General features: G+C 60.1%; 23 protein-coding genes and 1 pseudogene. 9 read left to right on the top strand and 15 right to left on the bottom strand.

Features of this window, described 5'->3' with window-relative positions; genetic code table 11:
• Positions 1–75 precede the first annotated feature (75 nt).
• The 7 genes from sigX to ppsA all read right to left on the bottom strand — a co-directional run bounded on the left by sigX (position 76) and on the right by ppsA (position 7,108).
• Positions 76–666 (bottom strand): RNA polymerase sigma factor SigX, encoded by a 591-nt coding sequence (gene sigX, locus QMK54_RS09160; protein WP_095945166.1) that lies wholly within the window; start codon positions 664–666, stop codon positions 76–78.
• Positions 667–756: 90 nt separating this feature from the next.
• Positions 757–1,581 (bottom strand): mechanosensitive ion channel family protein, encoded by an 825-nt coding sequence (locus QMK54_RS09155; RefSeq protein ID WP_007916401.1) that lies wholly within the window; start codon positions 1,579–1,581, stop codon positions 757–759.
• A 2-nt stretch (positions 1,582–1,583) separates the two neighbouring features.
• The gene (locus tag QMK54_RS09150; RefSeq protein ID WP_103394917.1) at positions 1,584–1,832 is read right to left on the bottom strand and encodes a CrfX protein; all 249 of its coding nucleotides are present in this window, start codon (positions 1,830–1,832) and stop codon (positions 1,584–1,586) included.
• Positions 1,833–1,894: 62 nt separating this feature from the next.
• Positions 1,895–2,890 carry a zinc transporter ZntB gene (locus tag QMK54_RS09145; RefSeq protein WP_110658871.1) on the bottom strand — a complete coding sequence of 332 codons (996 nt, stop codon included), beginning with the start codon at positions 2,888–2,890 and terminating at the stop codon, positions 1,895–1,897.
• A gap of 26 nt (positions 2,891–2,916) precedes the next feature.
• Positions 2,917–3,405, bottom strand: a complete 489-nt coding sequence (gene rraA / locus QMK54_RS09140; protein WP_172435379.1) for a ribonuclease E activity regulator RraA — start codon at positions 3,403–3,405, stop codon at positions 2,917–2,919.
• 140 nt (positions 3,406–3,545) lie between these two features.
• Entirely contained in the window at positions 3,546–4,535 is a 990-nt protein-coding gene (locus QMK54_RS09135) for an alpha/beta fold hydrolase (RefSeq protein ID WP_110658869.1), read from the bottom strand.
• Between the two features lie 197 nt (positions 4,536–4,732).
• Complete coding sequence (gene ppsA / locus QMK54_RS09130; protein WP_110658868.1) at positions 4,733–7,108, bottom strand: phosphoenolpyruvate synthase; 2,376 nt, start codon at positions 7,106–7,108, stop codon at positions 4,733–4,735.
• A gap of 174 nt (positions 7,109–7,282) precedes the next feature.
• Between ppsA and QMK54_RS09125 the strand changes: the two genes are divergently transcribed.
• The gene (locus QMK54_RS09125; protein ID WP_223588231.1) at positions 7,283–8,101 is read left to right on the top strand and encodes a pyruvate, water dikinase regulatory protein; all 819 of its coding nucleotides are present in this window, start codon (positions 7,283–7,285) and stop codon (positions 8,099–8,101) included.
• Positions 8,102–8,300: 199 nt separating this feature from the next.
• On the opposite strand, the gene prpF is transcribed toward QMK54_RS09125, so the two are convergent.
• The 5 genes from prpF to QMK54_RS09100 form a co-directional block, all read right to left on the bottom strand.
• Entirely contained in the window at positions 8,301–9,491 is a 1,191-nt protein-coding gene (prpF, locus tag QMK54_RS09120; protein WP_110658866.1) for a 2-methylaconitate cis-trans isomerase PrpF, read from the bottom strand.
• A 66-nt stretch (positions 9,492–9,557) separates the two neighbouring features.
• Positions 9,558–12,152 carry a Fe/S-dependent 2-methylisocitrate dehydratase AcnD gene (gene acnD / locus QMK54_RS09115; RefSeq protein WP_110658864.1) on the bottom strand — a complete coding sequence of 865 codons (2,595 nt, stop codon included), beginning with the start codon at positions 12,150–12,152 and terminating at the stop codon, positions 9,558–9,560.
• 205 nt (positions 12,153–12,357) lie between these two features.
• The gene (gene prpC, locus QMK54_RS09110) at positions 12,358–13,485 is read right to left on the bottom strand and encodes a 2-methylcitrate synthase (protein ID WP_320402378.1); all 1,128 of its coding nucleotides are present in this window, start codon (positions 13,483–13,485) and stop codon (positions 12,358–12,360) included.
• A 165-nt stretch (positions 13,486–13,650) separates the two neighbouring features.
• Positions 13,651–14,541: a methylisocitrate lyase gene (gene prpB / locus QMK54_RS09105; RefSeq protein WP_007971535.1), complete on the bottom strand. Its 891-nt coding sequence runs from the start codon at positions 14,539–14,541 to the stop codon at positions 13,651–13,653.
• Complete coding sequence (locus QMK54_RS09100) at positions 14,538–15,257, bottom strand: GntR family transcriptional regulator (RefSeq protein ID WP_320402377.1); 720 nt, start codon at positions 15,255–15,257, stop codon at positions 14,538–14,540. The genes prpB and QMK54_RS09100 overlap by 4 nt, the downstream gene beginning before the upstream one ends.
• A 297-nt stretch (positions 15,258–15,554) precedes the next feature.
• Between QMK54_RS09100 and QMK54_RS09095 the strand changes: the two genes are divergently transcribed.
• The 4 genes from QMK54_RS09095 (at position 15,555) to pabB (ending at position 20,188) form a co-directional block, all read left to right on the top strand.
• Entirely contained in the window at positions 15,555–16,091 is a 537-nt protein-coding gene (locus tag QMK54_RS09095; RefSeq protein ID WP_110661527.1) for an ATP-dependent zinc protease, read from the top strand.
• A 5-nt stretch (positions 16,092–16,096) separates the two neighbouring features.
• Positions 16,097–17,632: an inactive transglutaminase family protein gene (locus QMK54_RS09090; protein ID WP_110661525.1), complete on the top strand. Its 1,536-nt coding sequence runs from the start codon at positions 16,097–16,099 to the stop codon at positions 17,630–17,632.
• The gene (locus QMK54_RS09085; RefSeq protein ID WP_110661523.1) at positions 17,632–18,618 is read left to right on the top strand and encodes an alpha-L-glutamate ligase-like protein; all 987 of its coding nucleotides are present in this window, start codon (positions 17,632–17,634) and stop codon (positions 18,616–18,618) included. Before QMK54_RS09090 ends, QMK54_RS09085 begins: the two co-directional genes overlap by 1 nt.
• A gap of 226 nt (positions 18,619–18,844) precedes the next feature.
• A complete protein-coding gene (gene pabB, locus QMK54_RS09080) occupies positions 18,845–20,188 on the top strand; it encodes an aminodeoxychorismate synthase component I (RefSeq protein ID WP_223588225.1) in 1,344 nt (447 codons plus the stop codon).
• A gap of 153 nt (positions 20,189–20,341) precedes the next feature.
• On the opposite strand, the gene thrH is transcribed toward pabB, so the two are convergent.
• Positions 20,342–20,959, bottom strand: coding sequence for a bifunctional phosphoserine phosphatase/homoserine phosphotransferase ThrH (gene thrH, locus QMK54_RS09075; RefSeq protein WP_102702772.1), 618 nt, complete (start codon positions 20,957–20,959; stop codon positions 20,342–20,344).
• A gap of 172 nt (positions 20,960–21,131) precedes the next feature.
• Here thrH and QMK54_RS09070 point away from each other — a divergent pair, with 172 nt between their 5' ends.
• From QMK54_RS09070 to QMK54_RS09060, 3 genes and pseudogenes are all read left to right on the top strand, one after another.
• Entirely contained in the window at positions 21,132–21,872 is a 741-nt protein-coding gene (locus QMK54_RS09070; protein WP_110662055.1) for a phosphoadenylyl-sulfate reductase, read from the top strand.
• 566 nt (positions 21,873–22,438) lie between these two features.
• A pseudogene (locus tag QMK54_RS09065) lies at positions 22,439–23,144 on the top strand (cytosine permease).
• 56 nt (positions 23,145–23,200) lie between these two features.
• Positions 23,201–23,929 (top strand): aspartate/glutamate racemase family protein, encoded by a 729-nt coding sequence (locus QMK54_RS09060; RefSeq protein WP_110662053.1) that lies wholly within the window; start codon positions 23,201–23,203, stop codon positions 23,927–23,929.
• 131 nt (positions 23,930–24,060) lie between these two features.
• Here the strand turns inward: QMK54_RS09060 and QMK54_RS09055 are convergent, their stop codons facing one another.
• Positions 24,061–24,984 (bottom strand): LysR family transcriptional regulator, encoded by a 924-nt coding sequence (locus tag QMK54_RS09055; RefSeq protein ID WP_110659478.1) that lies wholly within the window; start codon positions 24,982–24,984, stop codon positions 24,061–24,063.
• Between the two features lie 124 nt (positions 24,985–25,108).
• On the opposite strand from QMK54_RS09055, the gene QMK54_RS09050 reads away from it, so the two are divergent.
• Positions 25,109–25,855, top strand: a complete 747-nt coding sequence (locus QMK54_RS09050) for a 3-oxoacyl-ACP reductase family protein (RefSeq protein WP_110659479.1) — start codon at positions 25,109–25,111, stop codon at positions 25,853–25,855.
• A 122-nt stretch (positions 25,856–25,977) separates the two neighbouring features.
• On the opposite strand, the gene QMK54_RS09045 is transcribed toward QMK54_RS09050, so the two are convergent.
• Positions 25,978–26,673 (bottom strand): HAD-IA family hydrolase, encoded by a 696-nt coding sequence (locus tag QMK54_RS09045; protein WP_110659480.1) that lies wholly within the window; start codon positions 26,671–26,673, stop codon positions 25,978–25,980.
• Positions 26,674–26,686: the final 13 nt, after the last annotated feature.

The following is a 26,686-nucleotide window of genomic DNA, read 5'->3' as shown; positions in this document are numbered from 1 at the left end:
GTCCCGCAAACCGGGGGACAACTCGGCGGCAAGTCTAACAGAACTTGCCTACACGTAAGAGATATTTGCGCTGAACTAAGTTTCAGCAATGCCTGCAAATTTCTCACGCAATTTATCTAGAGCGCGTTTGTACCGCATTTTTGTTGCACTCAAACCCATATGCATGATGTCTGCGATCTCCTGAAACTCCAGCTCTGCGACAAATCGTAGCACCAGAATCTCCCGGTCGATCGGATTCACATACACCAGCCAGCGATCAAGTCCACCTTTTTCCTCAGGTTTCGGCGTCTTTTCTTCGGACGCTTCCTCGAGGGGGTCAAGACTCAATGCGTCCATCAAGCGACGCTTTCGCCGTTCCTTCCGATACTGCGTGATGCACTCGTTGTACGTGATGCTATATAGCCATGTCTTGAACTTCGATTTCCCCTCGAAGTTCTTCAGGCCATACAGCACCTTCAACATGACCTCCTGACAGACATCGTCTGCATCACGATCGTTCCCGAGATATCTTGCACACACATTAAATAATGTCCGCTGGTAACGCCGCATCAGTTCTTCATAGGCGCGTGTTACGTGAAACAGCTCGGAATGCGAGCGCGCGACCAACTCCTCATCAGAGAGCTCGCGGGGGTCGTAGCGCATGGATAGCGATTGGGCTTTATTCAAAACAAGTCGGGCCGACAGTCAGGTCAATGTCCGCCGCAGCCAGCGTCAGCAGGCGTTTTGCGGCGGCATACATTAGCAGGGTTTGCCGGGTTAGCGGCTACTCACATGCTGCTCAAGGAGGATCCGATTGGAAAGAGAGACTAGCTCACCCTCATCGGTCAGCAATGTGGTTTTAACCGTGCCGATCTCTTCGATCTGGCCTTCGACCTCGCCAACACGCACTTGTTGCCCAACCTGGTACAGCTCACGCACGTAGATTCCCGCAAGAATCTGGCCGGCAATTTCCCGGCTTCCCAAACCCATCGCCAGCGCTACCGCCAGACCAACGGTTATCAACACGATCACGATCACATGGTTCAGCAGGTCAGTCTTGACCTCCAACTGGCTGATCGCCACCGAAATACTGATGATGATCACCAGGCCCTGGGCAATTCGTCCAAGTCCCGAAGCATAGTCCAGACCTACGCCTTCTGCCGCCCCGCGCACCAGCCCATTGGCCAGTTGCGCCAGCAAAACACCCACCAGCAACACCAGCGCGGCGCCAAATACCTTCGGCAAATACAACGCAAGCATATCCAGCGTAGCTGATACTCGCTCAAGTCCAAGGGATTCTGCGGCAGAAACCAGAAAAATAAGCAGAACGAACCAATAGACGATCTTGCCGATCAGGGTCGAGATAGGAACTTGCAATCCAGCGCGGGACATCAGCTTGGTCAGGCCAGTGCCGCCCATCAAGCGGTCGAGGCCCAATTTGGCGAGCAGTTTGGAGAGCAAGGTGTCCAGCAGTTTGGCCACGACAAAACCCAACAGCAGCACAACCAGTGCGCCGAACAGGTTCGGAATGAAGTTCGCAACCTTGGTCCACAACGCAGTCATTGCAGTGACGAGGCTCTGAGTCCAGAGATCAAGTTCCATATTCAATCAGCCTTATCAGCAGTGCGGGCAGCGGATTTACGAAGACGGGATACCGGCGCGACATGGGCCGATCCGTTATTAAGGGCAATCATCAGTGCGGGCAACCAACGCCCCAGCAGGCTGAACAAATCACCTGCGCCGACCTGGCGGTTGGCGGTTTTCAGTACACGCCCCAGGCACGCATCGTCGTCCCGGGTGGACGGCGAGGCATTGAGCATATCGCGTAAAGACTGTTCAAACGGATCGTGCATACGCACCTCTCGTGATGTCTGTGGGAGACGCGGTCAGTTTTGGTCGGGTCACATGGTTGCCCTCAGACCCAGCGCAAACGTCGGAACAACCACCACTGCCCCAGCGCCACCGAGACCATCATCAGGCAGGCGATCAGAAAGCCATAAGGGCTGGCAGAGAACGGAATTCCACCGACGTTTATCCCCAAAAGCCCGGTCAGAAAACTCATCGGCAAAAATATCCCGGTGATGATCCCGAAGCGATACATCGTGCGATTCATGCGCACGCTCAAGCGACGGTCTTCAGCTTCCAGGACCAGCCCCACCCGCTCCCGGGTCAATTCCAGCTCTTCGAGATAACGGGTCAGGCTGTTGTTCAATTCGTTCCAGTAATCCCCATCGTCCTCGACGAACCAGGGCAACTTGATCCGCGTCAGCTGCCCGAAAATGTCCCGCTGCGGAGCAAGAAAGCGCTTCAACGCAGCCGCCCGGCGACGAATCTGCAAAACCGATCCGTGCTCAGGAGTATACCGTTCGTCGGCATCCAGCTTTTCTTCTTCCTCATCGACCACTTCCGAGAGACAGCTGACCAGATCCTGCACCTTGTTGGTGAGGTACTGCGCCATGCAAAGAATGAGTTCGGAGGCGGTTTTCGGCCCTTTGCCATCGGCCAGTTGCACCAGCAGTTCTTCAGTGGCGCGCAACGGACGCAAACGCAGGGAAATGACACGCTGTGCGGAACCGAAGATCCGTACCGACACCATGTCCTCAGGCTCGGCACCCGGATTAAGGTTTACCCCACGCAAAAATAGCAGCAGTTCGCTGTCCGAAAGCTGTAAAAGCCGCGGACGGGTGTTTTCTTCGAGCAGGAGGTCACAGCTGAATTCGCTCAGACCGCTGGATTTGCGTAACCAGGTGTGGGTTTGCGGATGACTGCGATCCCAGTGCAACCACAGGCTTTCATGGGCCTGCAGTTGCAAGTCGTCAAGTTCAGTCCGGGCAATCGAACGCGCGCCGCCTCTACCGTCAAGCACCAGGGCATGCACCAGCCCCCATTGCGCGTTTTCTTCCTCGAACATCCGCACTCCTTTAGTCGGCCAGCGCTTTATTCAGGCATTTTCAGCGGGCTTGGCGAGATGATCACGCCGTTGTTGTCCGCATAGATGTAATGACCCGGATGGAAGGTCACGCCAGCGAAGGTCACGGCAACGTTGAGATCGCCGATACCGCGCTTGTCGGTTTTCATCGGGTGGCTGGCCAGCGCCTGAACCCCCAGGTCGGTTTGCGCGATGACGTCGACGTCACGGATGCAACCGTAGATCACCAGGCCTTCCCAGCCATTTTTGGCCGCTTTCTCGGCGAGCATGTCACCCAGCAGCGCGCGGCGCAGGGAACCACCGCCATCGACCACCAGAACCTTGCCATCGCCCTTGAGCTCGACTTGCTCCTTGACCAGCGAGTTGTCTTCGAAGCACTTGATGGTCACGATTTCGCCACCGAAGGAATCACGGCCGCCGAAATTGCTGAACATCGGTTCCAGCACCTGCACCAGTTCCGGATAGGCATCGCACAGGTCAGGCGTGAGGTAATGGATCATCGAGAAACTCCTGTAAAGAGGAAGACAGCACGAACATCAGTGATGACTCGGTCACGCAAAATGACCGGAACAGCTCAATGCGTCATATCTTAGCCGCAAGCTGATCAGAGCGAAATGCCCTTGTTAGAGCATCAGGCTCAAACCGCCGCGGCCAAATCCCGTTGATCGCCCAACAGTGATGCCTGTTGATCCGCCAGCCAGCGGGTCACCAGCGGCCAGACTTCGGCCTGGGCAGGCTTGCTGACGAGCATTTCAACGTGACCGAAATTGTCGCCGAAGCCCTGCTCGCGCCCCAGATTGATGAATTGCTTGTGCTCGGAACCGAACTGCTCGAACAGTTTGCGGCACGCCCACGCAGGATCCTGATGATCACCCGCCGCGCTCACGGCAAGCACCGGCAACTTGACCTCGGCCAAACCGGCCCACCAGTTTTTATCGGCATCGCCAAATCGCCCGAACAGACCGAACCAGCGCATGCTTTCCAGGGCCAGGCCGATTGGCTCGTCCTCCGGGCCGCGCTTGAGCCTTGAGCCGGACAACTGGGCAAACCGCTTGAGAATGAAGCGACCGCCCCACTCCACCGGCGGAATCTTCAAAGGCCAGTAGGTGCGACTGACCTGGGTACCGAAAAACGCCGCCGAGGCCACCACCGGCTCACCGATGTACTCGCCACCCAGCGCCGCCGCCAATGTAATACCGCCCAGCGAGTGACCGATCCAGTGCGGAACCTGCCCGCTCTGCTCACGCACGAACGCGCCAATGGCCGGCAGGTCATAGCGAGCGTAGTCGGCCACGCGGTTCTTGCGGTAGTCGTGGTTACGCTGGGACAAGCCGTGACCGCGCATTTCCGGAATCCAGACATCGAACCCCAGGCGGGCCAGATAAGCGCCCAACCCCAAGCCCTTGGGAGAAAACCAGAACCGGCGATTGGAGAAGCTGCCGTGCAGCAGGATCACCGGCACGCCACGGGAAGACGACTCATCGGCCATGCCGAGACGCGTCACCGCCAACTCGACGGTGAAGTCGGGGCTGTTGCCGGGTTTCAAACGATACACATCTTCGCTCAGATCGCCGCGCCGTTCGGCGCTGATCAGGGCGACAGGAAATAGGTTGCTGCTGCTTTGCATAATCTCTTGCACAAAAAAGGGCGGCATCCAGATGGAGCCCGCCCTGCTTGAATCTCAAAAAGACCACTCCCCTGTAGGAGCGAGCTTGCTCGCGAAGCACTTCAGGACACCGCGTTTATGCAGAATAAACGCGTTATCGTTGACGTCCATCGCGAGCGGGCTCGCTCCTGCAGGGGGAGCGGTCCGTTTTTACAGGATCAGGCCGAAGCTTGACCTTCTGCCAGGAAGAACCAGGTTTCCAGTACGGAGTCCGGGTTCAACGAAACACTTTCGATACCCTGTTCCATCAGCCATTTGGCCAGGTCCGGGTGGTCCGAAGGACCCTGGCCGCAGATGCCGATGTATTTGCCGGCCTTGTTGCAGGCGGCAATGGCGTTGGCCAGCAGCTTCTTGACCGCCGGATTACGCTCATCGAACAGGTGCGCGATGATCCCGGAGTCACGGTCCAGGCCCAGGGTCAGCTGAGTCAGGTCGTTGGAGCCGATGGAGAAACCGTCGAAGAATTCCAGGAATTCTTCCGCCAGGATGGCGTTGGACGGCAGTTCGCACATCATGATCACGCGCAGGCCGTTCTGGCCACGGGCCAGGCCGTTTTCTGCCAGCAGGTCGACCACCTGGCTCGCTTCGCCCAGGGTACGGACGAACGGCACCATGATTTCAACGTTGGTCAGGCCCATCTCGTTGCGCACACGCTTGAGGGCGCGGCATTCGAGTTCGAAGCAATCACGGAACGATTCGCTGATGTAGCGCGACGCACCGCGGAAGCCCAGCATCGGGTTTTCTTCTTCCGGCTCGTAGAGCTTGCCGCCGATCAGGTTGGCGTATTCGTTGGACTTGAAGTCCGACAGACGCACGATGACCTTTTTCGGCCAGAACGCTGCAGCCAGGGTGCTGATGCCTTCGACGAGTTTCTCGACGTAGAAACCGACAGGATCGTCGTAACCGGCAATGCGCTTGTCGACGCTTTCCTTGATTTCCAGCGGCAAGCCGTCGTAGTTCAGCAGTGCCTTAGGGTGCACGCCGATCATGCGGTTGATGATGAACTCCAGGCGGGCCAGGCCCACACCGGCGTTCGGCAGTTGCGCGAAGTCAAAGGCGCGGTCCGGGTTGCCGACGTTCATCATGATCTTGAACGGCAGGTCCGGCATGGCGTCGACGGAGTTTTTCTTGATATCGAAGCCCAGTTCGCCTTCGAAGATGAAACCGGTGTCGCCTTCAGCGCAGGAAACGGTCACGCCCTGGCCGTCTTTCAACAGCTGGGTGGCGTTGCCGCAACCTACTACCGCTGGAATACCCAGTTCACGGGCGATGATCGCCGCGTGGCAGGTACGGCCGCCACGGTTGGTGACGATGGCGCTGGCGCGTTTCATGACCGGTTCCCAGTCCGGGTCGGTCATGTCGGAAACCAGTACGTCGCCTGGCTGGACCTTGTCCATCTCGGACACGTCCTTGATGATGCGCACCTTGCCGGCGCCGATGCGCTGGCCGATAGCGCGACCTTCCACCAGCACGGTGCCGGTCTCTTTCAACAGGTAACGTTCCATGACGTTGGCCTGGGTGCGGCTCTTCACGGTTTCCGGACGGGCCTGAACGATGTACAGCTTGCCGTCGTCACCGTCCTTGGCCCACTCGATGTCCATCGGGCACTTGTAGTGCTTCTCGATGATCATCGCCTGCTTGGCCAGCTCGCTGACTTCAGCGTCGGTCAGGCAGAAACGTGCGCGCTCAGCCTTGTCCACATCGACGGTCTTGACCGAACGACCGGCCTTGGCCTCGTCGCCGTAGATCATCTTGATGGCCTTGCTGCCCAGGTTGCGGCGCAGGATCGCAGGCCGACCGGCGGCCAGCGTGCCTTTGTGGACGTAGAACTCATCCGGGTTCACCGCGCCTTGTACGACGGTTTCACCCAGGCCGTAGGCGCCGGTGATGAACACCACGTCACGGAAACCCGATTCGGTATCGAGGGTGAACATCACGCCGGCAGTGCCGGTTTCCGAACGGACCATGCGCTGCACGCCAGCGGACAGGGCAACCAACTTGTGGTCGAAGCCCTGGTGCACGCGATAGGAAATGGCGCGGTCGTTGAACAGAGAGGCGAACACCTCTTTGGCCGCGCGAATGACGTTTTCGACACCACGGATGTTCAGGAAGGTTTCCTGCTGGCCGGCGAAGGAAGCGTCCGGCAAGTCTTCGGCGGTGGCGGAAGAACGCACGGCCACGGCCACGTCAGGGTTGCCGGCGGACAGCGCGGCGAACGCGGTACGGATTTCGGCATTCAATTTTTCAGGGAACTCGGCTTCCATGATCCACTGACGGATCTGGGCACCGGTCTTGGCCAGGGCATTCACGTCATCGACGTCGAGAGCATCGAGCGCGTCGTGAATCTGCTGATTCAGGCCGCTCAGTTCCAGGAAATCACGATACGCCTGAGCGGTCGTGGCGAAGCCACCGGGCACCGATACACCGGCACCTGCAAGGTTGCTGATCATCTCGCCCAGGGATGCGTTCTTGCCCCCCACGTGCTCAACGTCGTCTTTGCCGAGCTTGTCGAGGGAAACTACGTACTCTACCAAGGTGATCTCTCCACTAACTGTGTTGGATAAGCTCAGAAACCGGCTGCTTAAGTGAGCATTTGCCGGCTATATGGCCTGGACCTGGAAAATAAGTGAGAATGCGGGCCATTGGCGGCCGGCAAATCGCGCCTATCATATCCAAGATTCGTCACTAGCTTAAGGCCCAAGGTGCAAATGAAACGATCTGCTTTCTTTATCTCCGATGGTACCGGCATTACCGCCGAAACCCTGGGTCAAAGCCTTCTGGCGCAGTTCGAAAACATTACCTTCAGCAAAGTCACGCGGCCGTACATCGACAACGTGGACAAAGCGCGGGCCATGGTACAACAAATCAACAAAGCCGCCGAAACCGACGGCTTCCGTCCGATTATCTTCGACACCATCGTCAATCAGGACATTCGTGAGATTCTCGCTACCTCGAATGGTTTCATGATCGACATTTTCTCGACGTTCCTGGCACCGCTTGAACAGGAACTGACCGAGCATTCTTCCTACACCGTGGGCAAATCCCATTCCATCGGTGCCAATACCAATTACATGGAGCGTATCGAGGCCGTTAACTTCGCCCTCGACAACGACGACGGTGCCCGCACGCACTATTACGACAAGGCCGACCTGATACTAGTGGGCGTGTCGCGATGTGGTAAGACGCCGACGTGCCTGTACATGGCGATGCAATTCGGTATCCGCGCAGCCAACTACCCGCTGACCGAAGACGACATGGAGCGTCTGCAACTGCCGCCCGCCCTGCGCGCCCACCAGCACAAACTGTTCGGCCTGACCATCGACCCGGACCGCCTCACCGCGATCCGCAACGAGCGCAAGCCCAACAGCCGCTATTCGAGCTACGCCCAGTGCGAGTTCGAAGTGCGCGAGGTGGAGAACCTGTTCCGCCGCGAAAACATTCCGAACATCAATTCCACGCATTTCTCCGTGGAAGAAATCTCCGCGAAGATACTCGTGGAGAAAGGTGTGGAGCGGCGTTTCAAATAGTTCTGCGGCGTCTGACCTGGCGCCTTCGCGGGCAAGCTCGCTCCCACACTGGATTTGTGTCGCACACAAATACCGTGTTCACCGAAGATCAACTGTGGGAGCGGGCTTGCTCGCGAAGGCGGAGTGTCAGTCGACATCAAGATTGCCTGACACACCGCTTTCGCGAGCAAGCCCGCTCCCACATTGATTCAGTGCGGAGTCAGAACGAATCCCCCGGCACCCGCACAAACCCTTCCATCAACACCCGCGCACTGCGACTCATGATCGCCTTGTTCACGGTCCATTCGCCGTTGACCTGGCTGGCCTCGGCGCCGACGCGCAAGGTGCCGGACGGGTGGCCGAAGCGCACTGCGTTGCGTTCGGTGCCACCCGCTGCGAGGTTAACCAGAGTGCCGGTGATCGCTGCCGCCGTGCCGATTGCGACTGCCGCCGTGCCCATCATCGCGTGGTGCAGCTTGCCCATGGACAGCGCACGCACCAGCAGGTCGACATCGCCTGCCGCAACGGCTTTGCCGCTGGACGAAACGTAGTCCGCCGGCTTGGCCACGAAGGCGACTTTCGGCGTGTGTTGGCGCTTGGCCGCTTCGTCGACGTTGGCAATCAGGCCCATGCGCAGTGCGCCATAAGCACGAATGGTTTCGAACATCTGCAAGGCTTTCGGGTCGCCGTTGATCGCGCCCTGTAACTCGGTGCCCTTGTAGCCAATGTCTTCGGCATTGATAAAAATTGTCGGGATGCCAGCGTTGATCATGGTCGCCTTGAAGGTCCCGACGCCGGGTACTTCCAGGTCATCCACCAGGTTTCCGGTAGGGAACATCGAACCGCCGCCACCCTCTTCTTCCGCCGCCGGATCGAGAAACTCGATCTGCACCTCTGCGGCCGGGAAGGTCACGCCGTCGAGTTCGAAATCACCGGTCTCCTGCACTTCACCATTGGTGATCGGCACGTGGGCGATGATGGTCTTGCCGATATTGGCCTGCCACACGCGAACCACGGCCACGCCGTTGTGCGGGATGCGGCTGGCGTCGACCAGACCGTTGCTGACCGCGAACGAACCGACGGCCGCCGACAGGTTGCCGCAGTTGCCGCTCCAGTCCACGAATGGCTTGTCGATGGAGACTTGACCGAACAGGTAATCAACGTCGTGATCGGCCTTGATGCTTTTCGACAGGATCACGGTTTTGCTGGTGCTGGAGGTCGCGCCGCCCATGCCGTCGATTTGCTTGTCATACGGATCGGGGCTGCCGATCACGCGCAGCAGCAACGCGTCGCGGGCCGGGCCTGGGACCTGTGCGGCTTCAGGCAAATCCTTCAGGCTGAAAAACACACCTTTACTGGTGCCGCCGCGCATGTAGGTCGCGGGAATCTTGATCTGAGCTGCGTGAGCCATGGTGCTGCTTACTCCTGATCTGAAAACAGACACGGGACTCAAGGTCCCGTGTCTGCAAAGCGTGTGTTAGACGGCGACCGCCGATTCTTCGAGGAAGTCCTGGGCGAAGCGTTGCAACACGCCGCCGGCCTCGTAGATCGACACTTCTTCGGCGGTGTCGAGGCGGCAGGTCACCGGCACATCGACGCGTTCGCCGTTCTTGCGATGGATCACCAGTGTCAGCTCGGCACGCGGGGTGCGCTCGCCAATCACGTCGTAGGTTTCGCTGCCGTCGATGGCCAGGGTATGGCGGTTGGTGCCCGCTTTGAATTCCAGCGGCAACACGCCCATGCCCACCAGGTTGGTGCGGTGAATGCGCTCGAAACCTTCGGCGGCAATCGCTTCCACACCCGCCAGGCGCACGCCCTTGGCCGCCCAGTCGCGGGACGAACCCTGACCGTAATCGGCACCTGCGATGATGATCAGCGGCTGCTTGCGATCCATGTAGGTCTCGATCGCTTCCCACATGCGCATCACTTTGCCTTCCGGCTCGACACGGGCCAGCGAACCCTGCTTGACCTTGCCGTTTTCCTGAACCATTTCGTTGAACAGTTTCGGGTTGGCGAAGGTCGCGCGCTGCGCGGTCAGGTGGTCACCACGGTGCGTCGCGTAAGAGTTGAAGTCCTCTTCCGGCAGGCCCATTTTCGCCAGGTATTCGCCAGCGGCGCTGTCCATCATGATCGCGTTGGACGGCGACAGGTGATCGGTGGTGATGTTGTCCGGCAGCACGGCGAGCGGACGCATACCCTTGAGCGGACGTGCTCCGGCCAACGCACCTTCCCAGTACGGCGGACGGCGGATGTAGGTGCTCATTTCGCGCCACTCGTACAGCGGCGCGACTTTCGGACCGGTGTCTTCGTGGATGGCGAACATCGGGATGTAGACCTGACGGAATTGCTCAGGCTTCACCGAAGCTTTCACCACGGCGTCGATTTCTTCGTCGCTCGGCCAGATGTCCTTCAGGCGGATTTCCTTGCCATCGACCACGCCCAGCACGTCTTTTTCGATGTCGAAACGGATGGTGCCGGCGATGGCGTAAGCGACCACCAGTGGCGGCGATGCGAGGAAGGCCTGCTTGGCGTACGGGTGAATCCGGCCGTCGAAGTTACGGTTGCCGGACAACACCGCAGTGGCGTACAGGTCGCGGTCGATGATCTCTTGCTGGATCACCGGGTCCAGTGCGCCGGACATGCCGTTGCAGGTGGTGCAGGCGAAGGCGACGACGCCGAAACCGAGCTTGTCCAGCTCATCGGTCAAGCCGGCTTCATCGAGGTACAGCGCCACGGTTTTCGAACCTGGTGCCAGGGACGACTTGACCCATGGCTTGCGGGTCAGGCCGAGCTTGTTGGCGTTGCGCGCCAGCAGGCCGGCGGCGATCACGTTGCGCGGGTTGCTGGTGTTGGTGCAGCTGGTGATGGCGGCAATGATCACCGCGCCATCCGGCATTTGGCCCGGCACATCGTCCCATTGGCCGGAAATGCCTTTGGCTGCCAGATCGGAAACCGCTACACGGGCGTGCGGGTTGCTCGGGCCGGCCATGTTGCGCACGACCGAGGACAGGTCGAAGGTCAGGCCGCGCTCGTATTGCGCGCCTTTAAGGCTGTCAGCCCACAGGCCGACCTGCTTGGCGTAGTTCTCGACCAACTGCACCTGCTCGTCTTCACGGCCGGTGAGCTTGAGGTAGTCGATGGTCTGCTGGTCGATGTAGAACATTGCCGCGGTGGCGCCGTATTCCGGAGCCATGTTGGAAATGGTCGCGCGGTCGCCGAGGGTCAGCCTTGATGCGCCTTCGCCGAAGAACTCCAGCCATGCGCCAACCACTTTTTGCTTGCGCAGGAACTCGGTCAGCGCCAGCACCATGTCGGTGGCGGTGATGCCCGGTTGCAACTTGCCAGTCAGTTCGACGCCAACGCTTTCCGGCAGACGCATCCACGATGCGCGGCCGAGCATCACGCTTTCGGCTTCAAGGCCACCGACACCGATGGCGATCACGCCCAGTGCATCGACGTGCGGAGTGTGGCTGTCGGTGCCGACGCAAGTGTCGGGGAACGCCACGCCGTCACGCACCTGGATCACCGGAGACATTTTCTCCAGGTTGATCTGGTGCATGATGCCGTTGCCCGGCGGGATCACGTCAACGTTCTTGAACGCCTTCTTGGTCCAGTTGATGAAGTGGAAGCGATCTTCGTTGCGACGGTCTTCGATGGCGCGGTTCTTTTCGAACGCCTGCGGATCGAAGCCACCACGCTCGACAGCCAGGGAGTGGTCGACGATCAACTGCGTCGGCACCACCGGGTTGACTTGCGCAGGGTCACCGCCTTGCAGGGCGATGGCGTCACGCAGGCCGGCGAGGTCGACCAGCGCGGTCTGGCCAAGAATGTCGTGGCACACCACGCGGGCCGGGAACCACGGGAAATCGAGGTCGCGCTTGCGTTCGATGAATTGCTTGAGGGATTCGGTGAGCGTGGCCGGGTCGCAGCGACGCACAAGGTTTTCCGCCAGCACACGGGAGGTGTACGGCAGGGTGTCGTAGGCGCCAGGCTGGATCGCCTCGACCGCTGCGCGGACATCGAAGTAATCCAGGTGGCTGCCGGGCAGCGGTTTACGGAATTGTGTGTTCATCGTCAGGACTCGGTCACGGTAGTTACAAAAGGCGGGGCCTGGCACCGGTACTGAACTGGACTCGGTCAAATGTGGGAGCGGGCTTGCTCGCGAAAGCGGTGTATCAGTCAACATCAATGTTGGATGTCAGTCCGTCTTCGCGAGCAAGCCCGCTCCCACAGTAGTTCCCGGTTCAGTCAGTAACCCGTGCGGTAGCCTCCACCATTCAGCGTTGTTCGATTGGTACGAACTTGCGCTGTTCAACGCCGGTGTACTCGGCGCTTGGACGGATGATGCGGTTGTTGGCGCGCTGCTCGTACACGTGTGCAGCCCAGCCGGTCAGGCGCGAGCAAACGAAAATCGGTGTGAACAACTTGGTCGGAATGCCCATGAAGTGGTACGCCGAGGCATGGTAGAAGTCGGCGTTCGGGAACAGTTTCTTCTGTTCCCACATGGTCTTGTCGATGGCTTCGGACACTGGGAACAACACCTTGTCGCCCACTTCGTCAGCGAGTTTTTTCGACCAGCCCTTGATCACTTCATTGCGCGGATCGTTGTCCTTATAGATCGCGTGGCCGAAGCCCATGATCTTGTCCTTGCGCTCGAGCATGCCGAGGGTGCCCTTGATCGCGTCTTCCGGCGAAGAGAAACGCTCGATCATTTCCATCGCCGCTTCGTTGGCGCCGCCGTGCAGCGGGCCGCGCAGCGAGCCGATGGCCGCAGTGATGCACGAATACAGGTCGGACAGGGTCGACGCACAGACACGTGCGGTGAAGGTCGATGCGTTGAACTCGTGCTCTGCGTAGAGGATCAGCGAAACGTTCATCACCTTGACGTGCAGCTCGCTCGGTTTCTTGCCGTGCAGCAGGTGCAGGAAGTGGCCGCCGATGGACTGCTCGTCGCTCACGCAATCGATGCGCTTGCCTTCGTGGCTGAAGCGATACCAGTAGGTCATGATCGCCGGGAATGCCGCCAGCAGGCGGTCGGTCTTGTCGTGTTGCTCGGAGAAATCGTTCTCCGGCTCCAGGTTACCCAGGAACGAGCAGCCAGTGCGCATCACGTCCATCGGGTGGGCGTCGGCGGGGATGCGTTCCAGCACTTCTTTCAGCGCTTGCGGCAGGTCACGCAGCTTGCTCAGCTTGGTGATGTAGGCGTTCAGTTGCGCTTTGCTCGGCAGTTCGCCGTACAGCAGCAGGTAAGCGACTTCTTCAAACTGTGCGTCAGCCGCCAGTTCACGAACGTCATAACCACGATAGGTCAGACCGGCACCCGACTGGCCCACGGTGGACAGTGCGGTTTGCCCGGCAACCTGGCCACGGAGCCCGGCGCCACTGAGTACTTTTGCTTCGGCCATTTGTGCTGTCTCCAATTTTTCTTGAATTTGTCAGAGAAACTTATCTCGCTTCCTGTAGGAGCAAGCTTGCTCGCGATGGTGGACGCTGCACTGCGGGGCATCAGGCTACCCGCGTTATCGTTGACGTCCATCGCGAGCAGGCTCGCTCCTACAGGTACACGGTGTTTACTTCTTCGCGGCAAACAACGCATCGAGCTTCTGCTCGAAGGTGTGGTAGTCGATGCGATCGTAAAGCTCCATGCGGGTCTGCATGGTGTCGATGACGTTCGCCTGCGTGCCATCGCGGCGCAGTGCGGTGTAGACGTTTTCCGCCGCCTTGTTCATGGCGCGGAAGGCCGACAGCGGGTACAGCACCAGCGACACGTCGACAGCGGCGAGTTGCTCGGTGGTGTACAGCGGGGTCGCGCCGAACTCGGTGATGTTGGCCAGGATCGGCGCTTTCACACGACTGGCGAACAGCTTGTACATGTCCAGTTCGGTGATGGCTTCCGGGAAGATCATGTCGGCGCCCGCCTCGATGCACGCGGCGGCGCGATCCAGGGCAGATTCCAGACCTTCCACCGCCAGGGCGTCGGTACGGGCCATGATCACGAAGCTGTCGTCGGTACGGGCATCGACGGCGGCCTTGATGCGGTCGACCATTTCCTGCTGGGTCACGATCTCTTTATTAGGACGGTGGCCGCAGCGCTTGGCGCCAACCTGGTCTTCGATGTGAATCGCCGCCGCGCCGAACTTGATCATCGACTTCACGGTACGGGCCACGTTGAACGCCGAGGAACCGAAACCGGTGTCCACGTCCACCAACAGCGGCAGGTCGCAGACGTCAGTGATACGGCGCACGTCAGTCAGCACGTCATCCAGGCCGGTGATGCCCAGGTCAGGCAGGCCCAGGGAGCCGGCAGCCACCCCGCCACCCGACAGGTAGATCGCCTTGAAACCGGCGCGCTTGGCCAGCAGCGCGTGGTTGGCGTTGATCGCGCCGACCACTTGCAATGGATGCTCGCTGGCGACCGCATCGCGGAAACGCTGGCCTGGAGTGCTCTTGTTCAAACTCATGACTCACCTCGTTTGGCTGTCGGGTTAGCGCCGTCCTGGTAATGACGGGCGATGTTGCGTTTGGAGGCGCCGATGTGACGGCGCATCAACAACTCGGCCAGCTCACCGTCACGGTCGGCGATGGCATCGAGAATGCGGTGGTGCTCGGCGAACGCCTGGTGCGGGCGATTGGGCGTGGTGGAAAACTGGATGCGGTACATGCGCACCAGTTGATACAGCTCGCCACAGAGCATTTGGGTCAGCGTGCGGTTGCCGCTGCCCTGGATGATTCGGTAATGGAAGTCGAAATCGCCTTCCTGCTGGTAGTAGCCGACACCTGCCTGGAACGCCGCATCGCGCTCGTGGGTTTCCAGGACTCGACGCAGCTCATCGATTTCTTCGAGACTCATGCGCTCGGCGGCCAGGCGACAGGCCATGCCTTCCAGGGATTCGCGGATTTCGTAGAGTTCAACCAGTTCGGCGTGATTGAGCGACACCACCCGCGCGCCGACATGCGGCACGCGCACCAGCAGGCGCTGGCCTTCCAGCCGGTGGATGGCCTCGCGCAACGGGCCACGGCTGATGCCGTAGGTGCGCGCCAGTTCCGGTTCGGAGATTTTGCTGCCCGGCGCGATCTCGCCTTTGACGATAGCCGCCTGAATGCGGCGGAAGACGTTCTCGGAAAGCGTCTCCGTATCGTCTTGCGTAGAAACCGGGGGATCGAGTTGATCCAGCATATTGTCGACACCTTGTGAGCCAATGCCGCAAAAACTAACGAATACCGGCGACGCAGTCAAAGGATAAATAGATATTGTCGACAATCTTCTGATAACCGGTTGCACCATAACGAAGCAACCCGTCTATTTATAGCCACCGGCCAGCGCTGGCGCCATCAAACCACCGTGCTAGAATGCCGCCCGCATTTGTTTGTCACATCTGCACTGTCTGTCACAAAACCCTGATAGGCATACGAGGGAGCTTGCGCAGCAATGCCAGGGCCTTGAATCAAGTCGGACCGCTGCGCACCAGGATTTATGAGACTCAAGCCCTTCCCTACCTTTCTTTATTTCTTATGCCTGCCCGGCTTCGCAATGGCCGGGGAAAAGACCGTGTATGGCCTGAATGAGTACGCCTCGCTCAATGGCATCGATCTGGAAGTGGCGGCCAAACTCGACACTGGGGCGAAAACCGCTTCCCTGAGTGCACGGGATATCAAACGCTTCAAACGCAACGGCGAGTCGTGGGTGCGCTTTTACCTGGCCATCGACGCCGCCCATTCGCACCCGATCGAACGCCCACTGGCCCGTGTCAGCAAGATCAAGCGCCGGGCCGGCGACTACGACCCGGAGGAAGGCAAGAAGTACACCGCCCGCCCCGTGATCGAACTGGACATCTGCATGGGCTCGGCCCTGCGCAGCATCGAAGTGAACCTGACCGACCGCAGCGCTTTCCAATACCCGCTCCTGATTGGCTCCGAAGCACTCAAACGCTTCGATGCACTGGTTGACCCCAGCCTTAAATATGCTGCCGGCAAACCCGCCTGCACCACCGACGCTTATACCGCCGAGTAATTTAAATGCGCTCTCTTACCCTTCATCTGAAACTGCTGATCGCCATCCTGGTGGTGCTGGGCATTTCAGTTACGGCCTATCAGATCTTCGTACTGGGCATCCCGGTGACCGAAGACGCCACTGACGACCTGTGGAACATCGACGCCAAGGTCGAGTTCGTCGCCAGCGCCAAGGATCCGGTCAAGATCCAGATGTTCGTGCCGCCGCTGAGCCGCGACTTCGTCAGCCTCAACGAGAGCTTCATCTCCAATAATTACGGCGTGGCCGTGAACCGGGTCGACGGCAACCGCAAGGTCACCTGGTCGGCGCGCCGGGCCAAAGGCAATCAGACGCTTTACTACCGCCTCGTGCTGACCAAGCGTTACTCCGGCGAGAAAGCCAAGATCAAAGGCCCGACCTTCCGTGACAGCGTCGCCATCGAAGGGCCGGAAAAGATCGCCGCCGAAGCCCTGCTCGCCCCCATTCGCCAGCACTCGGCCGACGTCGAAACCTTCGTCGGCGAAGCGATCAAGCGGGTCAACAATCTCAACGACGACAACGTGAAACTGTTGCTGGCCGGTGATCCATCCACCGCGCACAAGGCGAAAATCGTCGAGTTGCTGCTGTCCATCGCCCACGTGCCGATCGAGAAGGTCCACACCATCCGCCTGGTGGCCGACCAGCCGCAAGTACCGGAACTGTGGCTGCGCAGTTTCAATGGCACCGACTGGCTGTACTTCAACCCGGAAACCGGTGAACAGGGCCTGCCGACCGACCGCCTGCTGTGGTGGACCGGCGACGAAAACCTGATCACCGTCGATGGCGGCAAGAAAGCCAACGTGACCTTCAGCCTGAACAACAGCGAAATGAACGCCATTCGCCTGGCCAAGCTGACCGACGAAAACACCGACGCCAACTTCCTCGAGTACTCGCTGTACGGCCTGCCGCTGCAAACCCAGCAGACCTTCATGATCATGGTGATGATCCCGATCGGCGTGCTGGTGATCCTGATCCTGCGCAACCTGATCGGCATCCAGACCCTCGGCACCTTCACCCCGGTGCTGATCGCCCTGGCCTTCCGCGAAACCCAGCTCGGCTTCGGCATCGTGCTGTTTACCATCATCACGGCGCTGGGCCTGTCGCTACGGTCCTACCTCGAACACCTGAAGCTGCAAATGCTGCCGAGGCTGTCGGTGGTACTGACGTTCGTGGTGGTGCTGATCGCGGCGATCAGCCTGTTCAGCCACAAACTCGGCCTGGAGCGAGGCTTGTCGGTGGCGCTGTTCCCGATGGTGATCCTGACCATGACCATCGAACGCCTGTCGATTACCTGGGAAGAGCGCGGCGGCGGCCATGCCATGAAAGTGGCCATCGGCACGCTGTTCGCCGCGTCCCTGGCGCACCTGATCATGACCGTTCCGGAACTGGTGTACTTCGTGTTCACTTTCCCGGCAATCCTGCTGATCCTGGTGGGCTTCATGCTGGCCATGGGTCGTTATCGCGGATATCGCCTGACCGAACTGGTGCGCTTCAAGGCTTTCCTGAAGAAGGCTGACGCCTGATGTTCGGCCTCTGGAAGACCTGGAAGGCCCTGGAAGCCCGGGGCATCATGGGGATCAATCGGCGCAATGCAGACTACGTGCTCAAGTACAACAAACGCAGCCTGTACCCGATCGTCGATGACAAGATCCTCACCAAGGAGCGCGCCATCGCCGCCGGCATCCATGTGCCCGAGTTGTATGGCGTGATCTCCACCGAGAAGGAAATCGACAATCTCGACGAGATCATCGGCGGACGCAACGATTTCGTGATCAAACCGGCCCAGGGCGCCGGTGGCGACGGCATCCTGGTGATTGCCGACCGTTTCGAGGGACGGTACCGCACGGTGTCCGGCAAGATCATCAGCCACGAAGAAATCGAACACCAGGTTTCCAGCATCCTGACCGGCCTGTACTCCCTGGGCGGTCACCGCGACCGCGCGCTGATTGAATACCGCGTGATTCCGGACCAGATCTTCAAGAGCATCAGTTACGAAGGCGTGCCGGACATCCGCATCATTGTCTTGATGGGCTACCCGGTCATGGCCATGTTGCGCCTGCCGACGCGCCAGTCCAACGGCAAGGCCAACCTGCACCAGGGCGCCATCGGTGTCGGTGTCGACCTGGCCACCGGCCTGACCCTGCGCGGCACCTGGCTGAACAACATCATCAACAAACACCCGGACACCACCAACGCGGTGGATGGCGTGCAACTGCCCTACTGGGACGGTTTCATGAAACTCGCCGCGGGCTGTTATGAGTTGTGCGGGTTGGGCTACATCGGTGTCGACATGGTCCTGGACCAGGAAAAAGGCCCGCTGATTCTGGAGCTCAACGCCCGGCCGGGGTTGAATATTCAGATTGCCAACGATTGCGGGCTGACGTTGCGAACGCATGCGGTGGAAGCACGACTGGAAGACCTAAAGGCTCGTGGCGTGACTGAAACGGTCGAAGAGCGCGTGGCGTTTGTGCAGGAGATGTTCGGGCATATTCCTACGGTTGAGATTTGATCCCTTGTGGCGAGGGGGCTTGCCCCCGTTCGGCGGCGCAGCCGTCGCAACCCCGGCTGACTTGGTCTACCTGACAAACCAGAGGGCCGCTGCGCAGCCCAACGGGGGCAAGCCCCCTCGCCACATGAATGTGCGGCCACATGCTTCTTTCCGACATCCCTCTAGGACCAAATCCTGCAGAGGACTACAATCGCCACCCCGCCTCGATGGCTGATTTCCCCCGCCCATGCTGACTTGTTCCGTACACCCGCTGCCCTATCGTGCCAACCCCGCCCAATACTTCGCGGCGATTCGCCATGCCCCCGGTGCCGTGCTGCTCGACAGCGGCCGCCCCAGCGCCGACCGGGGCCGTTATGACCTGCTCAGCGCCTGGCCGCTGGAACAGCTGACGGTAGCGCTCGACGAAAGTGGCGAAGATTTCCTGCAACGCTTGCGCGATAACCTGACACGCCTGGGTGAAGCCTCTCTGCCAGCACCTTATGAGTTGCCGTTTGCCGGCGGGTTGATCGGCTACCTGAGTTACGATTTCGGCCGCCATCTGGAGCGCCTGCCGAGCCAGTCCCGGGACGACCTGCAACTGCCTGACGCGCGTTTCGGCCTGTATGGCTGGGCATTGATCAGCGATCACCTTGCGCTGACCAGCCAACTGGTGTTCCACCCGGCACTGCCCGCCAGCGAACGCCAGCGCCTGATCGACCTGTTCAGCCAGCCGGTAGCGGAAGTGGTCGGCCCCTTCAAACTGCTCACCCCGATGACCGCCGACTTGAGCGCTGACGAGTATCAACAGGCCATCGAACGCATCCAGCAGTACATTCAGGCCGGCGACTGTTACCAGGTCAACTTCGCCCAACGGTTTCGCGCGCCCTGCCAGGGTGATTCGTGGGCCGCTTACTGCGCATTGCGCGCAGCGTGCCCGACGCCTTTTTCCGGTTTCCAGAGCTTGCCTGACGGCAACGCTGTACTCAGCCTCTCACCGGAACGCTTCGTCAAAGTCAGCCAAGGTCATGTGGAGACCCGCCCGATCAAGGGCACTCGACCTCGTGGCCTGACGCCCGGGCAAGACGCCGCGAACGCCGCCGAGCTGCTGGCCAGCCCCAAGGACCGCGCGGAAAACCTGATGATCGTCGACCTGCTGCGCAATGACCTCGGCCGCACCTGCCGCACAGGTTCGGTACGGGTGCCGGAATTGTTCAGCCTGGAAAGCTATCCGAACGTGCATCACCTGGTGAGCAGCGTCACCGGCGAACTCGCGGATGACCGCGACGCCCTGGACCTGATCGCCGGCAGCTTCCCCGGCGGCTCGATTACCGGCGCGCCAAAGATTCGGGCGATGCAGATCATCGACGAACTGGAGCCGACCCGACGTGGGCTGTATTGCGGTTCATTGGTGTACCTGGACGTGCGCGGCGAGATGGACAGCTCGATCGCAATTCGCAGCTTGCTGGTCAAGGATGGCCAGGTCTGTTGCTGGGGCGGCGGCGGGATTGTTGCGGATTCCGAGTGGCAGGCCGAGTATCAGGAGTCGATCACCAAAGTGAAGGTGCTGCTCGATACCCTGCAAAACCTCTGACACAGCGCTTTTGTGGCGAGGGGGCTTGCCCCCGTTCGGCTGCGCAGCAGTCGCAAACCGTTACACGCGCTCTATTTGAGGATGCGCAGTGTCAGGTTTTGGGGTCGCTTCGCGACCCAACGGGGGCAAGCCCCCTCGCCACAGGGGATCGGGTTACAGGCTCAAGGTCCGGTTCGAAGCCTTGATGAACTCCTGCTTCAGCTCCTCAAACGTGTGCACCGCCGGGAACTGCGGGAACTCGGCAATCACGTTATCCGGTGCATGGAACAGAATCCCGGCATCGGCCTCGCCCAGCATCGTGGTGTCGTTGTAGGAATCCCCCGCCGCGATCACCCGGTAGTAGAGGCTCTTGAAGGCCAGGACCGACTGACGCTTGGGATCTTTCTGACGCAGCTGGTAGCCCGTGACTCGCCCGCTGTCGTCGGTAATCAGGCGATGGCAGAGCAAAGTCGGGAAGCCCAGTTGGCGCATCAACGGCTGGGAGAACTCATAGAAAGTGTCCGACAGGATCACCACCTGGAAGCGCTCGCGCAGCCAGTCGACGAACTCGATCGCACCGTCCAGCGGCTTGAGCGTAGCGATCACTTCCTGGATGTCGGAGAGCTTCAGGCCGTGCTCGTCGAGAATCCGCAGGCGCTGCTTCATCAGCACGTCGTAGTCGGGAATGTCCCGGGTGGTGGCCCTGAGGGATTCGATCCCGGTTTTTTCAGCGAAGGCGATCCAGATTTCCGGGACCAGCACACCTTCAAGATCCAGACAGGCAATTTCCACAAGACACTCCCATTTGTATTGATTATTGAGTCGAGCGAGCAAAAAGACTGCCGAACTCTAGCGACTCGGGCCTGCCTGCGCAACGCAGAGGATGCCCCGGCCCGTGCAGCTTTTTGTTACCATCGGCCCATATAGAGCGCCCAGCGCCACCGACCTGTAGGAAGCCGCCCTGATGAGCCCAACGTTCGACGTCGTGGAACTCGCCACGACCCATGCCAACAAATCCGCCCAGGACATCCTGAAACTCGCGTTTGCCGAGTTCGGCGATGACCTGTGGATATCTTTCAGCGGCGCCGAGGATGTGGTGCTGGTGGACATGGCCTGGAAGCTGAACAAGAACGTCAAGGTGTTCAGCCTCGACACCGGCCGCCTGCACCCCGAGACCTACCGCTTTATCGATCAGGTGCGCGAGCACTACAAGATCGACATCGAACTGGTGTCGCCGGACCACACCAAGCTCGAACCCTTCGTGAAGGAAAAAGGCCTGTTCAGCTTCTACAAGGACGGCCATGGCGAATGCTGCGGCATCCGCAAGATCGAGCCGCTGCGTCGCAAGCTGTCCGGCGTAAAAGCCTGGGCCACCGGCCAGCGCCGGGACCAGAGCCCCGGCACCCGCAGCGCTGTGGCGGTGATGGAGATCGACACCGCGTTCTCCACCCCGGAACGCACCCTGTACAAGTTCAACCCGCTGGCGCAAATGACCAGCGAAGAGATCTGGGGCTACATCCGCATGCTCGAACTGCCGTACAACAGCCTGCATGAACGCGGCTTCATCAGCATCGGTTGCGAACCCTGCACCCGCCCGGTACTGCCGAACCAGCATGAGCGTGAAGGCCGCTGGTGGTGGGAAGAAGCGACGCAGAAAGAATGCGGGTTGCATGCGGGGAATATCATCAGCAAATCGAAAGCCTAAGCCCACTGTAGGAGCGAGCCTGCTCGCGATGAACCCGAGAACGCAGCGGGGTCTCTGGCACCCCGCGTTATCGTTGACGACCATCGCGAGCAGGCTCGCTCCTACAGTGTCATCTGCAGCCTCAAAAATTTTGTACACAGGAATGTCACCATCGGTGCCATTTATGTGTGCACTTTTTGTTTCTACGCCCCCAAAAGTTACATCCCTCCGACTGCCTTGCCCCCGCACTCCCTCCTGAATTCCCGCTACAAAATAAATACCTGTTCAATCGGTCAATTTATATTGTCTTTTTTTCAATAACTTGGCGCAAAGCCATAACAAAACGAAATGAGTAGCGCTTTTCATAGAACGTCCGACTGGCATGGATCTAGCTTAAGTGCATACATGTTTTGTATACAATTATCTCAAAACATACACACACTTTAGATCCGCAAGCCTGAAGCGCCCTATCCCGTACAGGCTGCAGATGCCCCGTAACCAATGATATTCGCCGCCCGCGACGAAGATTTGTCGAGCCAACGCTCATGCACAGTCATCGCGATGTCGAGCATCAGGAGCCTGCCGGAATGCGTACTAGTCTCTCCAATAACAATATCGCGCTGGATCTACCCTCCTCCCATTCCACCCACACCGCCGACAATCAGGCGCATCACGCCCCCGTGGTGCTCAGTCCCAGGTTGCACAACAAGGACCTGGCACCGACCAAGTCCGAAGGTCGGCGCTGGGGCCGCTACAGCATCTTTGCCCTGTGGACCAACGACGTTCACAACATTGCCAACTACTCGTTCGCCATCGGTCTGTACGCTTTGGGCCTGGGTGGCTGAGTACCTGACCTTCCGCCGCGCCGGGCTGATCAGCGCGACCATCGCCGTGCTGATCCTGCCGTGGAACCTCTACAACAGCCCGCTGGTGATCGTGTACTTCCTGTCCGGCCTCGGTGCGCTGCTCGGCCCGTTGTACGGCGTGATCATGGTCGACTACTGGCTGGTACGAAAAGGCCAGGTCAACGTGCCGCAGTTGTACAGCGAAGACCCCAACGGCGCGTACTACTACAGCCGCGGCGTCAATTTGCGCGCGGTGGCGGCGTTCATTCCTGCAGCGTTGATCGCCATCGTCCTGGCCCTGGTGCCAGGTTTTCACAGCGTCTCGCCGTTCTCCTGGCTGATGGGTGCCGGCATCGCCGGGATGCTCTACCTGATCATCGCCAAACGCCAACCGCACTACGCCGATGTCAGCGGCGAAGCCATCGCGGTCGACAACGTCAGTCATTAATCCTGTCGCGGCCCGGCGTTGTCGGGCCGCAGAACCCTCTGCAATAAGGACTCCCCATGCGCATTCTCGTGGTCAACGTCAACACCACCGAATCCATCACCCAGGCCATCGCCCGCTCGGCGCAGGCCGTCGCATCGCCCGGCACGGAAATCGTCGGCCTCACCCCGCACTTCGGCGCCGACTCCATCGAGGGCAATTTCGAAAGTTACCTGGCGGCGATCGCGGTCATGGACCGGGTAATGTCCTACGACCAGCCTTTCGACGCGGTGATCCAGGCCGGCTACGGCGAGCACGGCCGTGAAGGTTTGCAAGAACTGCTCAACGTGCCGGTGGTGGACATCACCGATGCCGCCGCCAGCACGGCGATGTTTCTCGGCCACGCCTATTCCGTGGTCACCACCCTCGACCGCACCGTGCCGCTGATCGAAGATCGCCTCAAGCTCTCCGGCCTCTGGGACCGTTGCGCCTCGGTACGGGCCAGTGGTTTGGCGGTGCTGGAGCTGGAGCACGAACCGCAGCGCGCACTGGAAGCCATCGTGCATCAGGCCGAACTGGCAGTGAGCCAGGACAAGGCCGAAGTGATTTGCCTGGGCTGCGGCGGCATGGCCGGGCTGGACGAGCAGATTCGCCGACGTACTGGCGTACCGGTGGTGGATGGCGTGACGGCGGCAGTGACCATTGCCGAATCGCTGGTGCGGTTGGGCCTGTCGACCTCGAAGGTGCGGACCTATGCGACGCCACGGCCGAAAAACATCATTGGCTGGCCGGCGCGGTTTGCCCGGTAGATTGCGGCGCCCCCTTCGCGAGCAAGCCCGCACACACTGGATCTCCAGTGAATACAATTTTTGCATTCGCAACAGATCAAATGTGGGAGCGGGCTTGCTCGCGAAGAAGGCAACTCGGCCTGGAGCCTGACTCAAACCGCACTGAACCTCTGCCCCAACCCCCGCTCGGCAAACTGCTCAATGACGAATTCGACAAACGCCCGGGTCTTGCCGGGCAGCAGTTTGTGTTCGGCGTAATAGATAGAGGTGTAGCCGTCGTCGATGTACCAGTCCGGCAAAACCCGCTGCAACCTGCCCGACTCCAGATAGCCCGAGGCAAACGGCATGCTCACCAGCGCAATGCCCAGCCCCTGCGCGGCCGTGACGCAGGCGGCCTCGGAATCGCTCATGGTCATCCGCGCCTTGAGCGTCAACGGGCTGTGTTGCTGATTGCGATGGGTCAACTGCCAGGAGCGCACCCGACCGGTCTGCGGCGAACGGATTAGAATCCCGTCATGGTGCTTGAGGTCGTCCGGCTCGCTGATTGCCGCATGTGTCTCCAGATAGTCCTTCGTCGCCACCAATACCCGATGCGCGGGACTCAGCCGGCGCGCCACCACGCCCTGGGGCAGTTCAAAGCCACCGCCGATTGCCGCGTCAAAACCCTGCCCGATCAGATCGACCTGGCGGTTGTCGAAGTGCCAGTCCGGGTTGATCGCCGGAAATCGCCGCAGAAACTCGCCGAGCATCGGCACAATGTACAGGCAGCCGAATACCGTCCCCATGCTGACTTTCAAGGTGCCCGCTGGCTGCCCTCCGGCACTGGCAAGATTGGCCACGGCATTCTGGATCGTGTGCAGGCTGCCGCTGACTTCGCCAAGAAACAACTGGCCGGCCTCCGTCAGCGTCAGGCTGCGCGTGCTGCGCTGGAACAGTCTGACGCCCAGCCGCGCTTCGAGCTTGGCGACGCTCTTGCCCACCGCCGCCGGTGTCAGGCTCAAGCGCCGCGCAGCTTCAGCGAAGCTGCCAACCTCGGCGCTGCGCACAAAGCATTCGATACTGCTGAAGGTTTCCATAAGCGCAACTATAAACTTTTGGTTTACACAGACTATCGCAATTATGGTCTACACAGCACTTAATCCTGAATCGATACTAGGCTCCATCAACCGGGACATCTCGCCTCGGAACTTGGAGACCGACATGACTACTCAGAACCTCAGCGGCAAAGTGGCATTGATTCAAGGTGGTTCCCGCGGTATCGGTGCAGCCATCGTCAAGCGCCTGGCCGCTGAAGGCGCGACCGTTGCCTTCACTTATGTCAGTTCGACGGCCAAGGCTGAAGAACTGCAAGACAGTATTACCGCCAAGGGCGGCAAGGCCCTGGCCATCAAGGCCGACAGCGCCGACGCCGACGCCATCCGCGGTGCCGTGTCCGCCACGGTAGAAGCCTTCGGTCGCCTGGATATCCTGGTCAACAATGCCGGCGTACTGGCGGTCGCACCGCTGGCCGAATTCAAACTCGAAGACTTCGACCAGACCCTGGCCATCAACGTGCGCAGCGTGTTCATCGCCACCCAGGCCGCCGCCAGACACATGACCGAAGGCGGTCGCATCATCAACATCGGCAGCACCAACGCCGACCGCATGCCCTTTGCCGGTGGCGGCCCGTACGCCATGAGCAAGTCGGCACTGGTCGGCCTGACCAAAGGCCTGGCCCGTGATCTCGGCCCGCAAGGCATCACCATCAACAACGTGCAACCGGGCCCGGTCGACACCGACATGAACCCGGCCCACGGTGACTTTGCGGAAAGCCTGATCCCGCTGATGGCCGTGGGCCGATACGGCAAGGCCGAAGAGATCGCCAGCTTCGTTGCCTACCTCGTCAGTCCCGAAGCCGGCTACATCACCGGGGCCAGCCTGACCATCGACGGTGGTTTCGGCGCTTGATGCCTGTCAGCCAACTGCAATAACTGTGGGAGCGGGCTTGCTCGCGAAGACGCTGTGTCAGGCAACATTGATGTCGTCTGATTCAGCGCTTTCGCGAGCAAGCCCACATTTTTTATCTGGTGTCAGGTCCATTCAAGCGCCGGCAACCCAAAAGCACCCGGCTCGAACGCCTTCAACGTACGAAGAATGCCATCAGCGTGTGCGTACCTGGCGTCGGCCATTGCCGCATCCGGAATCGCAATCGCCGTCATCCCCGCCGCTTTCGCCGCGGTGACGCCGAAGGGCGAATCCTCGAACACCAGGCAATCCTCGGGCGCGACGCCCAGGCGCCGTGCCGCCGTCAGGAAAATATCCGGTGCCGGTTTTGCCGCGCCCACCTCCGGGTCATCGGCGGTGACGATGAAGTCGAACAAGGCGAACCAGTCGCGGTGCAAGGTGGTCTTCTGGCCGAACGACTGGCTTGAAGAACTGGTGCCGACGGCAATGGGAATATTGTTGGCCTTCAGATGCCGTACCAGCTCCTGTGCGCCAGGCATCGCTTGCGCTGTCGGAAAACGCTCGCGCATCAGCGGCTCGCGGATCACCAGGAATTCTTCGGCGGTAATCGGCAGGTCCAGCGCTTCAACCACATAGCACGCCAGATCACCTGCACCGCGACCAATGATGTTCTGCTTGATACTCCAGTCGAACGTTCGGCCGTAACGCGCGGCGATGATGGACGTGACTTCGGTGTAGATGCCCTCCGTATCCAGCAACAAGCCGTCCATATCGAATATCACGGCCTTGATCGGGCCGAATGCTTTCAGTGGTGCATTCATCGCATCTGATCCG

This window comes from Pseudomonas sp. P5_109 (assembly GCF_034009455.1).
In the GTDB taxonomy this organism is placed as follows: Bacteria; Pseudomonadota; Gammaproteobacteria; order Pseudomonadales; family Pseudomonadaceae; genus Aquipseudomonas.
This window is presented reverse-complemented; position numbering and strand designations above follow the sequence as displayed.

Coding starts and splice junctions, on each gene's coding strand:
- QMK54_RS09155 (WP_007916401.1), bottom strand. CDS start 1,581: ATGGAACTTGATCTCTGGACTCAGAGCCTCGTCACTGCAATGACTGCG.
- QMK54_RS09150 (WP_103394917.1), bottom strand. CDS start 1,832: ATGCACGATCCGTTTGAACAGTCTTTACGCGATATGCTCAATGCCTCG.
- QMK54_RS09145 (WP_110658871.1), bottom strand. CDS start 2,890: ATGTTCGAGGAAGAAAACGCGCAATGGGGGCTGGTGCATGCCCTGGTG.
- QMK54_RS09135 (WP_110658869.1), bottom strand. CDS start 4,535: ATGCAAAGCAGCAGCAACCTATTTCCTGTCGCCCTGATCAGCGCCGAA.
- QMK54_RS09125 (WP_223588231.1), top strand. CDS start 7,283: ATGAAACGATCTGCTTTCTTTATCTCCGATGGTACCGGCATTACCGCC.
- prpF (WP_110658866.1), bottom strand. CDS start 9,491: ATGGCTCACGCAGCTCAGATCAAGATTCCCGCGACCTACATGCGCGGC.
- acnD (WP_110658864.1), bottom strand. CDS start 12,152: ATGAACACACAATTCCGTAAACCGCTGCCCGGCAGCCACCTGGATTAC.
- prpC (WP_320402378.1), bottom strand. CDS start 13,485: ATGGCCGAAGCAAAAGTACTCAGTGGCGCCGGGCTCCGTGGCCAGGTT.
- prpB (WP_007971535.1), bottom strand. CDS start 14,541: ATGAGTTTGAACAAGAGCACTCCAGGCCAGCGTTTCCGCGATGCGGTC.
- QMK54_RS09100 (WP_320402377.1), bottom strand. CDS start 15,257: ATGCTGGATCAACTCGATCCCCCGGTTTCTACGCAAGACGATACGGAG.
- QMK54_RS09095 (WP_110661527.1), top strand. CDS start 15,555: ATGAGACTCAAGCCCTTCCCTACCTTTCTTTATTTCTTATGCCTGCCC.
- QMK54_RS09090 (WP_110661525.1), top strand. CDS start 16,097: ATGCGCTCTCTTACCCTTCATCTGAAACTGCTGATCGCCATCCTGGTG.
- QMK54_RS09085 (WP_110661523.1), top strand. CDS start 17,632: ATGTTCGGCCTCTGGAAGACCTGGAAGGCCCTGGAAGCCCGGGGCATC.
- pabB (WP_223588225.1), top strand. CDS start 18,845: ATGCTGACTTGTTCCGTACACCCGCTGCCCTATCGTGCCAACCCCGCC.
- QMK54_RS09070 (WP_110662055.1), top strand. CDS start 21,132: ATGAGCCCAACGTTCGACGTCGTGGAACTCGCCACGACCCATGCCAAC.
- QMK54_RS09060 (WP_110662053.1), top strand. CDS start 23,201: ATGCGCATTCTCGTGGTCAACGTCAACACCACCGAATCCATCACCCAG.
- QMK54_RS09055 (WP_110659478.1), bottom strand. CDS start 24,984: ATGGAAACCTTCAGCAGTATCGAATGCTTTGTGCGCAGCGCCGAGGTT.
- QMK54_RS09050 (WP_110659479.1), top strand. CDS start 25,109: ATGACTACTCAGAACCTCAGCGGCAAAGTGGCATTGATTCAAGGTGGT.
- QMK54_RS09045 (WP_110659480.1), bottom strand. CDS start 26,673: ATGAATGCACCACTGAAAGCATTCGGCCCGATCAAGGCCGTGATATTC.